The following is a 13,589-nucleotide window of genomic DNA, read 5'->3' on the forward strand; positions in this document are numbered from 1 at the left end:
GATTCAAAAAAACCATTGGACCTCAATTCTTTTCGAGTTTTTCCAATGGTTTTTCTTGTTTTATAATAGTCCGATAAAAAGTAGTAAAGCTGACAAAGCAATGAAAGCTAGGGTTGCTAGACCACGTTGGCCTGGGCTGTAAATCTTTCGTTCTCCTCGAACTGGGAAGACGATAGCTAGTAATGCACCGCCGACAGCTCCCCCGACATGTCCAGCAAGGCTGATGCCAGGCATTAAGATACTTCCTACTAGGTTGATGACCAAGAGGGAGAGATAGGATTGACCAAGTTGTTGGAGGTAGGGATTGCGTGAAGCATATCGGAGAACAACAATTGAGGCAAACATACCGTAGAGGGCAGTTGAAGCACCTGCAGTTATAGCATTGGGACTAAAAACTAGGACAAAGAGATTTCCCATCATACCGGATAGAAGGTAGAAAAAGAAAAACTGTTTAGAGCCAAAGATTTGTTCCATCTGACGTCCTAAGAAGTAGAGGGATAGCATATTGACTAAAAAGTGCTCCAAGCCAATATGGACAAAGGTTGCCGAGAATAAGCGCCAGACTTGTTCAGGCATGGCCTTGATTGCTGGGGGATAAACAGCTCCGAATTTATACAAGGTGGCTGCACTTGTGTAGTTAAAACCACTGGTTAAAAACATGAGTATAAAAACCAGGCTTGTCACGAGAAGAAAGAAGCTCGTGACAGGATACCGACGATCAAAAATCTCTTTCATAGATAAGTACCTCCTCAACGGGAATATCATGTGAATCAGGCTGGAAGTCCTGAATCTGACAAGGATAAAGTGTACTGATGGTGTGGCCTAGGAAATGCTCTAAGTAGCGATCATAATAACCACCACCGTAGCCAATCCGATAAGCAGAAGGATTGAAAGCCAAACCAGGAACATGAATCAGGTCAATCTGAGAGGGTTCCTGGTTTGTGAAGTCTCCTTGAGGTTCAAGAAGTCCAAAAGAATTTCTCTCGAGTTTCTCTGGTTCATATAGAACAAAGTCCATTTTCCCTTGTGGATAAGTTTTGGGAATGAGGAGTGTCTTCCCATCTTTTTGAGCTTGTTCGATCAGTCTAGCTGTCTGAAATTCATGAGGAAAAGACAGGTAAGTGGCGATGGTTTTTGCTTCCTTATAGAAGGGATGTAGAAGTAGTTGCTCAGTCAACCAAGCGTCCATGACTTCCTTTTCTTCGGCTGATAGAGATTTGAGTTCTTGCAAGACCTGCTTGCGTAAGTTTTTTTTCATCGTTTACTCCGTAGCTTTCTTGGCTAAAAAGCTTGATACAGCCTCGACACCGACAGCCAGAGCTTCTTCCTTAGGACTCATCTTTGGATGGTGAAGAGCATAGGGACTATCAATTCCAAGCCAGAACATGACTCCAGGAACCTTTGATAGAAGATAACCAAAGTCCTCCCCTGTCATAGCAGGCTCAATATCGATTAGTTCAATTCCTTCTTTTTCCTCAAAGAAGGTCATCAATTCTCGAGCTAATTCAGGATTGTTTTCGACTGGTAGGTAACCTCCCTGTTTGAGTTCAACTTCCACATCCATATCAAAAGCAGCTGCGACACCTTCAGCAATGGCTTTGACACGTTTTTGCACCAAGAGGCTCATGCTGTGTGTAAGAGCTCGAATCGTTCCATGTAAGAAGGCCGTATCAGCGATGACATTATTGGTTGTACCAGCTTGAAAAACACCGAAAGTGACGACAGCTCCCTCGATAGGATCGACATTACGGCTGACAACCGACTGGACTTGGGTCACAAAATAGCTAGCTGCAACCAGAGCGTCGTTTGCTTGATGTGGAAAGGCGGCGTGACCACCTTTACCCTTGAAGCGAATCTTGACTTCACATGTTCCAGCAAAGAGTGTATGGGTATTGGTCGCAATCTGTCCAACTTTTAAGTCTGGACGAACATGGAGTCCATAGAATTGGTCAGGCAACCAGTCGCCAAAAGCATCATCTTCATACATGAGCATGCCACCTGCTTCATTTTCCTCGGCAGGTTGGAAGAGAAAGAGGAGATTGTTTTTAGGTTGGTTTTCTAGAGCACGTTCGAGACTTCCTAGGGCAATGGTCATGTGAAAATCATGTCCACAAGCATGCATACGTTCTGGGTGCTGAGAGGCAAAGGCAAGGCCTGTTTGTTCAACGATTGGGAGTCCGTCGATGTCTGTCCGCCAACCAATGGTACGTTCTGGGTGACTTCCCTGCAAGTAAACTAAAATACCTGTTCGCCAAGTACGAATCTGAACAAAATCCTTGTCAGCTGTTAATTTCTCAATGACATTGAGTAAATAAGCGTGAGTCTTGAATTCTTCTAAACCAATCTCAGGAATTTGGTGAAGATCGCGTCGAGTTTGAATTAAATCTAACATATCTAATTTCCTTCTATTGATACGATAAAGAGGCTGGAAATATTTCCGCCTCTGTTACTAATTACAAGGTGCGAAGCGCATCTTCTAGCGCTGTTTTTTGTTGGGTTTGGCTATCGATTTTTTTGATGATACGAGCCGGAACACCAGCTACCACAACATTTTCTGGAACATCTTGAGTAACGATGGCACCTGCTGCAACAACAGAACCGCTACCGATTTGAACACCTTCGATAACCACAGCGTTAGCACCGATGAGTACATTGTCACCGACACGGACAGGCTCGGCACTAGCTGGCTCGATAACACCTGCAAGAACAGCACCTGCACCAACGTGGCTATTTTTACCGACAATAGCACGTCCGCCAAGAATAGCTCCCATATCAATCATAGTACCAGCACCGATTTCAGCACCGATATTGATAACCGCTCCCATCATGATAACAGCATTGTCACCAATCTCAACCTGGTCACGGATGATAGCGCCTGGCTCGATACGAGCATTGATATCACGTTTATCAAGGAGAGGTACAGCTGAGTTACGAGCATCTTGTTCAACAACATAGTCCTTGTTTTCTGTTAGTCCTTCAAGAAGAGGTGCGATATCTTTCCAGTCTCCAAAGAGGACATTTCCGAGCTTGATAACAGAAGCAGGGATAGCTCCAACAAGTTGCCCCTCAAAGGTCACTTTTACACATGTCTTTTTCTCAGCATTTGCGATAAATTGGATAATTTCTTGAGCATTCATTTTTGTAGCAGTCATAGGTGTCTCCTCACTCTTTGTAATGCTTACTATTCTACCAAAAAAGGCTTTAATTTTGAAGCCTTAAGTGTTAAAAGAAGGTTCTTTCATTTTGTTTTTTGATTCTTCAATGGATAGAAAGATCATTGGGATGATAATCAAAATCATGGCTAGTACCAAGAAACCATCCAGAACCATGCCAAGGAAAAGGACACTGAGGATAGCAGAGGATAGAGGTTCGCTTGCGCTAACGACCGAGACCACCAATGGGGAAACGAGAGAGACGGCCTTCATCGATAGGAAAAAGGCAAAGGCAGTTCCCAAAAAGGCAATGGTCAAACAAATACAGATACTGATGGCATCAACCTGGAAGCTAATCTTATAAACGGGGTAGAGAAAATTACTAAAAAGTCCAGCGATAATCATTCCCCAGCCAACAGTTGGCACAAAACCGTATTTTTTAGCGAAACGTTGGGGTAAGATGACATTGAACATGACGCCTAGGGCACTGAGAAGTCCAGTCAGTAAAGCAAGAGGAGTGATGGATAGCTTAGACAAATCGCCTTTGGTAGCCATCAAAAAGACCCCAAGCATAGCAGTCAGAACATAGAAGATCGCTTTTTTAGAAGCTTTTTTCTTGTAGATAATGCGGTTGTAGATAAGAATGAAGACAGGACTGATAAATTGTAGGATGGTTGCAGTTGTAGCGTTGGAGTACTCCACACAGAGATAAAAGAAAAATTGTACGGAGAAGATCCCTAAGATAGCATAGGCGAGAAAAGGAAGGTAGTTGTTTCGATTTCTCCAGATATCGAAAAGCTGGAACCGGAGTTTAAGGCTAGATAAGATGATTACGAAACTACCTGCGACGAGTAGACGCATAGAAGTAATCCACCCTGAAGAGACTTGATAATGTGAAAAAAAGTACTCTCCTAAGATTCCACAGATCCCCCAGATCAAGCCAGATAGGAGAGAATAAATGGTTCCCTTAAAAATATTCTTTTGATATTTATTCATGTTGCTATTGTACCATGAAACGAAGAAAGAAAAAAGAGAGTGGAGAAAAATCATTTCTTTCCCACTCTCAATAATTGTGCTGTTTAGTTAGCGCCGTTGATTGCTACTTCTGTTATTGGAACTAGAGCTACTATTACTGTTCCCGTTACTATTAGAAGTATTATTACGATTATTATTGTTGTTATTATTATTGTTACTGCTATTGTTACTGCTATTGTTTGATGAGGAAGAAGATGCTTTAGGCAGACTTCCTAAAATGGTGTTCCAAGCACTTTGGTAGTCTGAATCGCTTCCACCAATAGCGAATTTATAAGTGGTAGTCGGAGCACCAGCTTGGTTTGCCCAGTAGCTAGTCACCGTTTCTCCGCTCAGATTAATTTCTTTTCCATTAATAGTCACCTTTCCTGGCTTTTGACCAGTTGATTTGAGGACTTGTGATGAAGTGACACTTGAATCGAGTTTGAAACGTTCTGAACCCCAAGCAGAAGGGGCTGCTTGCTGAATGGCATTTACCAGATGAGCCATATATTTTGCATTGCGGTAGTAAGCTCCCTGGGCTAGAGAACTGTTGTCATCATGTCCAACCCAGCCTCCTAGGGTTAATTTTGGAGTAGAGACCATGAGCCACATATCTCCTTCTTCATTGGTTGTACCAGTTTTTCCGATCCAGTCAGCACCTGCTAGACTGGAATTGATGGAAGCCAGATCCGTTTGGAAGCTTGTAGTAACTCGAGATGAAAGCACATCTCTTAGCAAACTCTGCATAATGGTTGCGGTAGCTTTAGAGTATACTTGGATGGGTTTAGCCTGATGTTCATAGAGAACCTCACCACTCGTTTTCTCAATTTTTGAGATCATGTATTTCTTATGATAGGTACCATTATTAGCGAGTGTTTGGTATCCATTGGTATGCTGGGCTACAGTAACCTCAATTCCTCCTCCCATAGGAAGACTTTCAATACCATATTCTGGGATTTCATAGCCCATTTTTTCCATATAAGAACGGACATCAACCCCTTTTTCACGGAGCATTCGGTAGGTCCAGTAGGCTGGGATGTTCCAAGAATAGTTTAGAGCTTCTTTAAGGTCTATCATGGCTGTTCCAGGACTGTTGACATGCATGATCGGAGTTCCGTTAGAGAAGTTTGTTGGATAGTTAGAGAGGATGCTAGCACTTCCCATAAGCCCTTGGTCGATAGCAATACCGTAGGCCAAGAGTGGCTTGGTAGTGGAGGCAGGGGAACGTTTGGTATCGAAGGCGTGATTGTTTTGATTGGTCTGATAATCTCGTCCACCTACAAAACCTAAAATCGCCCCAGTTTGATTGTCCATCAAGACATTCCCAACTTCAGGTTGGCCCGAGCTATCATTTAGAAGGTATCCGTAGTTTGTTACGGCATTTTGCATAGCAGTATGAATCGTTTTATCGATGGTAGTTGTAATTCGGTAACCACCGTTTTGGATTTCTTTTTCAGCCAATTCTTGATAAGATTTTCGGATAGATTCGTTCTGTAGTTCTTGGTCAGAAACATTGTCCTTTTGCACCAGATAATCATACATAATCTTGGTAGCCTCATCGAGTGCAGTGAAGTAGAGGAAGCCTTTAGAGGTAACGCTAGCATTTTCTGATGGCAAGAAATCTTGCTTAATGTCATAAGCCTTGTAGGTTTCATAGTCTTCCTGGCTGAGGACTCCTGTTCGATACATATTGTAGAGAACATCTTTTGAGCGCTTAATACCGAGTTTAATATCTTCTTCGCTCTTCATCTCACCAGTAGATTCATAAGGTGAGTAGGAAATAGGGCTTTGTGGTAAACCTGCTAGGAAAGCCGCTTGAGGAATGGTTAGTTTGCTTGCATCCACCCCAAAAATCCCTTTGGCAGCTTGTTGAGCACCTGCGATATTTTGACCTTTATTGTTACGACCAAAAGGAGCAACGTTGAGATAGGTTGTTAGGATTTCGTCCTTGCTCATGGCTCTTTCTAAGGCCAAGGCATCCACGATTTCACTGGCTTTACGAGCAAGTGTAGGAGCATCACCAACCACTTGTTGTTTGATGAGCTGTTGTGTTAGGGTAGATCCTCCACTGGAAGAACCAAGTCCGATGAATTTTCCTAGACTGGCGCGAATAACCGCTTTAGGAACAACACCGTTGTGCTCTGCAAAGTGTTCATCCTCGGTTGCAACGATAGCTTGCTTGAGATTATCTGAGATGTCATCTGATGACACAGATGTGCGAAGTAGATCGCTTTCAATAGCGCTAATCATGGAACCATCTGCATAGCGAATTTCAGAGATGGATGAAATATTATTGACCTGCTTGATCAAATCCTCCGTTTGAGGGACACTAACTTGATCAAAGAGAGAAACAGCATAACCCAAGGCAACCCCTGTTCCAAGGAGACCGCCAATAAAAGCTAGGATGAAAAGTGTGTTAAAAGTTGCCTTTATACCAAGTAAGATATTGGTCAATAGAGTCCAAATATCGAATGGTGTTTGAGTTTTCTTTTTCTGCTTAGAGTTTTTTCCACTCTTTTTCTTTGCATTCATTTTAGAAACTGTTAATTTTAGAGACCGAAGTAAGGCCAGTCCTTTTTGTTTGATTCTTGTTACATGTTTGTTCATAGAATTCCTCACTCTTTATTATTATTATACCATAAAAGCAATTATTGCAAGAAATTAGGCTTAGAACAGGGCTTTGGATAGGGATTGGAGTTCGAAATTTAGACATTGAAAAAAGCCAGATTTGAGCTAAATCTGACTGTTTGACAAATTGTTTATTTTTCTCCTGAAAGTTCTTTTCCTAGATCAATCAAGTAGTCCTTCAAGTGGTCTTTGACTTGTGGATGTTTAAGAGCGTATTCGATGGAAGTCTTCATAAACCCAAACTTATCTCCGACGTCGTAACGTGAGCCTTTAAACTCGCGAGCAAATACTCGTTGAGTTTTGTTGAGTGTATCGATAGCATCTGTTAGTTGGATTTCATTTCCCGCACCAGGTTTTTGACTTTCGAGGATGCCGAAAATCTCAGGTGTGAGGAGATAACGGCCAATAATGGCTAGATCACTTGGTGCGTCTTCAGGTGCTGGCTTTTCAACGAAGGTTTCAACGCTGTAAAGACCGTCCTTTCCTTCACCTTGAGGAGCGATGACTCCGTATGAAGAAACTTCTTCATGTGGGACAGGCATGACGGCGATAGTAGAAGCATGAGTCTTCTCATAATCGTTCATGAGTTGCTTGGTCAGTGGAACAGCCTTGTCATCTGTGATATCCATGAGGTCATCTCCAAGCATAACCACAAATGGTTCATTCCCGACGAAAGCTTTGGCTTGTAAGACGGCATCTCCAAGTCCACGTGGGTGTGTTTGACGGATGAAGTGAAGGCGCATGCCAGTTGTTTCGTCAACTAGTTTCAAAAGGTCGGTTTTTCCTTTTTCCTTGAGGTTGTATTCCAACTCAAAGTTTGAGTCAAAGTGATCTTCGATAGAGCGTTTTGACTTTCCTGTTACCACAAGAATGTCTTCAATTCCAGACTTGAGAGCTTCTTCGACGATGAACTGGATGGTTGGTTTGTCCACGATTGGCAACATTTCTTTGGCCAAAGCTTTAGTTGCAGGTAGGAAACGAGTTCCAAGTCCCGCAGCAGGGATAACGGCTTTTCTAACTTTTTGCATCATGATATTCCTTTCTAACTGTGGTTTAAGACCACTCGTTTTCTGCCTTGAACTCATTGCTCATGAGTTCAGAAACAGCATCTTTAATATTTATATTTTCATAAATAACTTGGTAAATGGCTTGGGTAATAGGCATATAAACTCCTAGTTCTTGTGCTAATTCGTAAGCAGCTTTGGTTGTTGAAATTCCTTCAATCACCATTCCCATGTTAGCTTCGATATCTGCTAAGGCTTCTCCGCGCCCCAGAGCATCTCCAGCGCGCCAGTTACGTGAGTGGACAGAAGTTCCGGTAACGATTAAATCCCCAACTCCAGAAAGACCACTGTAAGTTAATGGATTTGCTCCAAGTTTAACCCCCAGACGAGTGATTTCTGCAAGGCCGCGCGTGATAATAGCAGCTTTAGCATTGTCTCCAAATCCAAGTCCATGAAGGGCGCCTGCACCAACAGCGATGATATTTTTAAGAGCACCAGCTGTTTCTACTCCGATAACATCCGTATTGGTATAAAGGCGGAAGTAGTGGTTGCTAAAGAGTTTTTGAACATATTGAGCAGTTTGTAAATTTTTAGAGGCGGCCGTAATCAAGGTGATGTCGCGTACAATCGTTTCTTCCGCATGGCTAGGACCAGATACAACCACAATTTCACTACGCAACTCTTCAGGGATTTCTTCTTCTAGAATGGTTGAAAGGCGTTTGTGGCTATTTGGCTCGAGACCTTTTGAAGCATGCATAATAACAACTTTATGGTCCAAAACAGCAGCCACCTGTTGAGCTACCAATCTTGTCACCTTAGTTGGAACTACGAACAAGATAGCGTCAACGCCCTTCAAGACTTCTGCCAAATCATGATAGGCCACAATTTTATCGTCTAATACAATATCCTTAAAATAGCGTTTGTTAGTATGTTGTGTATTGATTTCGTCAATTTGATCAGGAATATTTCCCCAGATACGCACTTGGTGTCCGTTGTCATTAAGAACTTGTGACAAGGCAGTACCCCAAGAACCAGGCCCTAAAATAGCGATGGTTTGTTTGTCCATATTTCCCTCCTTCTGAGAAAGCACTTTCCTATATTCTACCATAAAAAGCCCCATCTTGCATCTATATTATTTATGAAGAATTAATTGAATGATAAATTATATATATTAGAGAATTTTTAGAATTTATTTGTAAAATAGTCTAGTGTTCATAGGTCAAAACAATAAAATCACGAAAAGAGAAACAATATTTCCCCTAAAAATGGTATAATAGGAGCATCACGAAAATTGGAGAGACGCTATGAGTTTTTACAATCATAAAGAAATCGAGCCTAAGTGGCAAAAATACTGGGCTGACCATCACACTTTTAAGACAGGAACAGACGCTTCAAAACCGAAGTTTTATGCGCTTGATATGTTCCCTTACCCATCTGGAGCGGGTCTTCACGTAGGACACCCAGAAGGCTACACAGCGACTGATATCCTCAGCCGTTTCAAACGTGCGCAAGGCTACAATGTCCTTCACCCAATGGGCTGGGATGCTTTTGGTTTGCCTGCAGAGCAATACGCTATGGATACAGGAAATGACCCAGCGGAATTCACGGCAGAAAACATTGCTAACTTCAAACGCCAAATCAATGCGCTTGGCTTCTCTTACGACTGGGATCGTGAAGTTAATACTACAGATCCGAACTACTACAAGTGGACGCAATGGATTTTCACCAAGCTTTACGAAAAAGGTTTGGCTTATGAAGCAGAAGTGCCAGTAAACTGGGTTGAAGAATTGGGTACAGCTATCGCCAACGAAGAAGTCCTTCCTGATGGAACTTCTGAGCGTGGTGGCTATCCAGTTGTCCGTAAACCAATGCGCCAATGGATGCTTAAAATCACTGCCTATGCAGAGCGCTTGCTCAATGACTTGGATGACCTTGACTGGCCAGAATCTATCAAGGATATGCAACGCAACTGGATTGGTAAATCAACTGGTGCCAATGTAACCTTCAAAGTGAAAGGGACTGACAAGGAATTTACTGTCTTTACAACACGTCCTGATACCCTTTTTGGTGCGACCTTCACTGTTTTGGCTCCTGAGCATGACTTGGTTGACGCTATTACAAGCCCAGAGCAGGCTCAAGCTGTGGCTGACTACAAACACCAAGCTAGCTTGAAATCTGACCTGGCTCGTACAGACCTTGCTAAGGAAAAAACAGGAGTTTGGACTGGTGCTTATGCCATCAACCCTGTTAATGGCAAGGAAATTCCAATCTGGATTGCGGACTATGTTCTTGCTAGTTACGGGACAGGTGCGGTAATGGCTGTTCCTGCCCACGACCAACGTGACTGGGAATTTGCCAAACAATTTGACCTTCCAATCGTAGAAGTGCTTGAAGGTGGAAACGTTGAAGAGGCTGCCTACACAGAAGATGGACTTCATGTTAATTCTGACTTCTTAGATGGATTGAACAAAGAAGACGCTATTTCTAAAATCGTGGCTTGGTTGGAAGAAGTAGGCTGTGGTCAAGAGAAAGTTACCTACCGTCTTCGTGACTGGCTCTTTAGCCGTCAACGTTACTGGGGTGAACCAATCCCGATCATTCATTGGGAAGACGGAACTTCAACAGCCGTTCCAGAAAGTGAATTGCCACTTGTCTTGCCAGTCACCAAGGATATCCGCCCTTCAGGTACTGGTGAAAGCCCATTGGCCAACTTGACAGACTGGCTGGAAGTGACTCGTGAGGATGGTGTCAAAGGTCGTCGTGAGACCAATACCATGCCACAATGGGCTGGTTCAAGCTGGTACTACCTCCGCTATATTGACCCACACAATACTGAGAAATTGGCTGATGAGGACCTTCTCAAACAATGGTTGCCAGTAGATATCTATGTGGGTGGTGCGGAGCATGCCGTTCTTCACTTGCTTTATGCTCGTTTCTGGCACAAATTCCTCTATGACCTCGGTGTTGTTCCAACTAAGGAGCCATTCCAAAAACTCTTTAACCAAGGAATGATCTTGGGAACAAGCTACCGCGACCACCGTGGCGCACTTGTGGCAACTGACAAGGTTGAAAAACGTGACGGTTCCTTCTTCCATGTGGAAACAGGGGAAGAGTTGGAGCAAGCACCAGCCAAGATGTCTAAATCCCTCAAGAACGTTGTCAACCCAGATGATGTGGTGGAACAATACGGTGCGGATACCCTTCGTGTCTATGAAATGTTCATGGGACCACTCGATGCTTCCATCGCTTGGTCTGAAGAAGGATTGGAAGGAAGCCGTAAATTCCTTGACCGTGTTTACCGTTTGATTACAAGTAAAGAAATTGTTGCGGAAAACAATGGCGCTCTTGACAAGGTTTACAACGAAACCGTTAAATCTGTTACAGAGCAAATCGAGTCTATGAAATTCAACACAGCCATCGCCCAACTCATGGTCTTTGTCAACGCAGCTAACAAGGAAGACAAACTCTATGTAGACTACGCCAAAGGCTTTATCCAATTGATCGCACCATTTGCACCTCACTTGGCAGAAGAACTCTGGCAAACAGTCGCAGCAACAGGTGAGTCTATCTCTTACGTAGCTTGGCCAACATGGGACGAAAGCAAATTGGTTGAAGACGAAGTCGAAATCGTCGTTCAAATCAAAGGAAAAGTCCGTGCCAAATTGATGGTAGCCAAAGACCTTTCTCGCGAAGAATTGCAAGAAATCGCTCTGGCTGATGAAAAAGTCAAAGCAGAAATTGACGGTAAGGACATCGTGAAAGTGATTAGTGTACCTAACAAGCTTGTAAATATCGTAACAAAATAAATTTAAAAGTCCTTCAGAGCTAAGTTCTGGAGGATTTTTTGTAGATTACCTGTGAGATGTGATATACTATTCACATCTTTAAACTTATAAGTGTGATACAAGGAGAAAGATATGTCAGTAAATGAATATGGTCAGATGATTGGTGAACCTGTAGATAATACACCTGGAGATTTACCCTCGCTTGTACGGATAGAAGGACAGTATACGATTCTAGAAGCTCTTTCAGTGGAAAAGCATGCGGAGGATTTGTTAGCTGTTTATGGTCCAGATAGCCCTCGTGACATGTGGACCTACCTTTTTCAAACACCTGTGGCTAATCTAGAAGAGTTAATCGTCGCTTTAAAGAAGATGATTGAGCGCAAGGATCGCTTCTATTATACGATTATCGATAAAGTGACTGGAAAGGCGCTGGGGACTTTTTCTCTCATGCGTATTGACCAAGCTAATCGCGTGGTTGAAGTTGGCGCAGTGACCTTTTCGCCGGCTCTCAAACAGACAAGAATGGGAACAGAAGCCCACTATTTGCTAGCTCGTTATGTTTTTGAAGAGCTCAACTATCGCCGTTATGAGTGGAAATGTGATGCACTAAATCTACCTTCTAGAAAAGCAGCAGAACGTTTGGGTTTTATCTACGAGGGAACCTTCCGTCAGGCAGTCATTTATAAAGGGCGTACTAGGGATACGGATTGGCTGTCTATGATTGATAAGGACTGGCCCAAAGTCAAAGCTCGTTTGGAAGCGTGGTTAAAATCTGAGAATTTTGATGAAGAAGGCCATCAGTTGAAATCTCTTAGAGAATGTTAGAAAGGTTTGCTATGATTAAGATTACAAAAGAAACATCTGTTTCAATTGATGACGTTTTACATCTCTATCAGGCAGTTGGTTGGACAAACTATACCAATCAGCCACAGATGTTGGAACAGGCCCTGTCTCATTCGCTAGCGACTTATCTTGCCCGTGATGGTGAGGAAATCGTTGGTTTAGTACGTCTAGTTGGAGACGGTTTTTCATCCGTTTTTGTCCAGGATTTGATTGTTTTGCCTAGCTATCAGCGCCAAGGAATTGGCAGCGACTTGATGAAGCAGGCTTTATCCGATTATAAGGATGCCTACCAAATACAACTAGCGACTGAACAGACAGAAAAAACCTTGGGTTTTTACCGTTCTCTGGGGTTTGAAACCTTATCTACTTATGACTGTACAGGAATGATTTGGGTGGACAGAAAAAAATTAAAATAATTCTTTTATCTTAAGTTAACTTTAAGTTTACTCATGTATCATGTAATCGTTAAGTAAAGACCTCCTAACTTTATTTAATAGAAATCCTAACTTTTCTTTTTCATAATAATCTCCCTTAACTCCACCCAATTAGGTGGAGTTTTTTTGCTCTATTTCAGGCTTTTTTGGACTATTCTAAAAATAATTTTTCGGATTTTGGTCGGGGAATTGGCGGGGACTTTTTTAGCGAATATGACTAAGAAATTGGTCTGTCGTCGCTTCAGCGAGTTCATCCTCAATCTGATTATAACGATCCGCCATATAAATCTTTGTATGGCCTAGTACCTAGCTGAACTGTTCGTTTGGTAATCGTGAAATAATGTGAAGAAGTGGTAAATCATGTGTAAGCCTGTCGTTTCATTTAGTGGATTAAAATGTTGGTTTGACTGATTTGAGTTGATGAGCGCCCATGTTCATTGATAGTGATGTAATCTTTTGTTGTTCCTTGATAATTTTTAACTTTCTCTTAATCTTGAAAGTATTATTGGACGAGGATGTAAACCTTTGACGAAAATCGTGAACTATGGGATAATAAAAAGGAATTGAGTAATAGTTCTATACCATAGGCTAGAAAAGACCCCAAGCTCACGTCCAAATATGCTTGGGGTCTTTTTGACACTATTTATCCTTGTTTAGCCATTTATCGACTAATACTCTTCGAAAATCAAATTCAAACCACGTCAGCTTCACCTTGCCGTACTCAAGTAC

Annotated in this window: 11 protein-coding genes and 1 pseudogene; 3 read left to right on the top strand and 9 right to left on the bottom strand. The window is 42.4% G+C overall.

Annotated features, from left to right (window positions below; all coding sequences use genetic code 11):
- Positions 1-60: 60 nt before the first annotated feature.
- From ADM33_RS01560 to ADM33_RS01595, 8 genes are all read right to left on the bottom strand, one after another.
- Entirely contained in the window at positions 61-735 is a 675-nt protein-coding gene (locus ADM33_RS01560) for a rhomboid family intramembrane serine protease (RefSeq protein ID WP_049502884.1), read from the bottom strand.
- Positions 719-1,258: a 5-formyltetrahydrofolate cyclo-ligase gene (locus ADM33_RS01565; RefSeq protein ID WP_049502885.1), complete on the bottom strand. Its 540-nt coding sequence runs from the start codon at positions 1,256-1,258 to the stop codon at positions 719-721. Before ADM33_RS01565 ends, ADM33_RS01560 begins: the two co-directional genes overlap by 17 nt.
- A gap of 3 nt (positions 1,259-1,261) precedes the next feature.
- Positions 1,262-2,392: an N-acetyldiaminopimelate deacetylase gene (locus ADM33_RS01570; protein WP_049502886.1), complete on the bottom strand. Its 1,131-nt coding sequence runs from the start codon at positions 2,390-2,392 to the stop codon at positions 1,262-1,264.
- A 61-nt stretch (positions 2,393-2,453) separates the two neighbouring features.
- On the bottom strand, positions 2,454-3,152 hold the full coding sequence (dapD, locus tag ADM33_RS01575) for a 2,3,4,5-tetrahydropyridine-2,6-dicarboxylate N-acetyltransferase (protein ID WP_049502887.1): 699 nt from the start codon (positions 3,150-3,152) through the stop codon (positions 2,454-2,456).
- 63 nt (positions 3,153-3,215) lie between these two features.
- A complete protein-coding gene (locus ADM33_RS01580) occupies positions 3,216-4,148 on the bottom strand; it encodes a DMT family transporter (RefSeq protein WP_049502888.1) in 933 nt (310 codons plus the stop codon).
- Between the two features lie 87 nt (positions 4,149-4,235).
- Positions 4,236-6,773, bottom strand: coding sequence for a penicillin-binding protein PBP1B (gene pbp1b, locus ADM33_RS01585; protein WP_080982674.1), 2,538 nt, complete (start codon positions 6,771-6,773; stop codon positions 4,236-4,238).
- 152 nt (positions 6,774-6,925) lie between these two features.
- Complete coding sequence (galU, locus tag ADM33_RS01590; protein ID WP_161801447.1) at positions 6,926-7,822, bottom strand: UTP--glucose-1-phosphate uridylyltransferase GalU; 897 nt, start codon at positions 7,820-7,822, stop codon at positions 6,926-6,928.
- 25 nt (positions 7,823-7,847) lie between these two features.
- Positions 7,848-8,864: an NAD(P)H-dependent glycerol-3-phosphate dehydrogenase gene (locus tag ADM33_RS01595; RefSeq protein ID WP_049502890.1), complete on the bottom strand. Its 1,017-nt coding sequence runs from the start codon at positions 8,862-8,864 to the stop codon at positions 7,848-7,850.
- 238 nt (positions 8,865-9,102) lie between these two features.
- Here ADM33_RS01595 and leuS point away from each other — a divergent pair, with 238 nt between their 5' ends.
- The 3 genes from leuS (at position 9,103) to ADM33_RS01610 (ending at position 12,842) form a co-directional block, all read left to right on the top strand.
- The gene (gene leuS / locus ADM33_RS01600) at positions 9,103-11,604 is read left to right on the top strand and encodes a leucine--tRNA ligase (protein WP_049502891.1); all 2,502 of its coding nucleotides are present in this window, start codon (positions 9,103-9,105) and stop codon (positions 11,602-11,604) included.
- A 111-nt stretch (positions 11,605-11,715) separates the two neighbouring features.
- A complete protein-coding gene (locus ADM33_RS01605; protein WP_049502892.1) occupies positions 11,716-12,408 on the top strand; it encodes a GNAT family N-acetyltransferase in 693 nt (230 codons plus the stop codon).
- An 11-nt stretch (positions 12,409-12,419) separates the two neighbouring features.
- Complete coding sequence (locus ADM33_RS01610; protein WP_049502896.1) at positions 12,420-12,842, top strand: GNAT family N-acetyltransferase; 423 nt, start codon at positions 12,420-12,422, stop codon at positions 12,840-12,842.
- A gap of 222 nt (positions 12,843-13,064) precedes the next feature.
- Here the strand turns inward: ADM33_RS01610 and ADM33_RS11875 are convergent.
- Positions 13,065-13,355: pseudogene (locus tag ADM33_RS11875) on the bottom strand (site-specific integrase); the annotation flags it as partial.
- Between the last annotated feature and the right edge of the window lie 234 nt (positions 13,356-13,589).

The organism is Streptococcus oralis (assembly GCF_001075875.1).
GTDB lineage: Bacteria > Bacillota > Bacilli > Lactobacillales > Streptococcaceae > Streptococcus > Streptococcus oralis_I.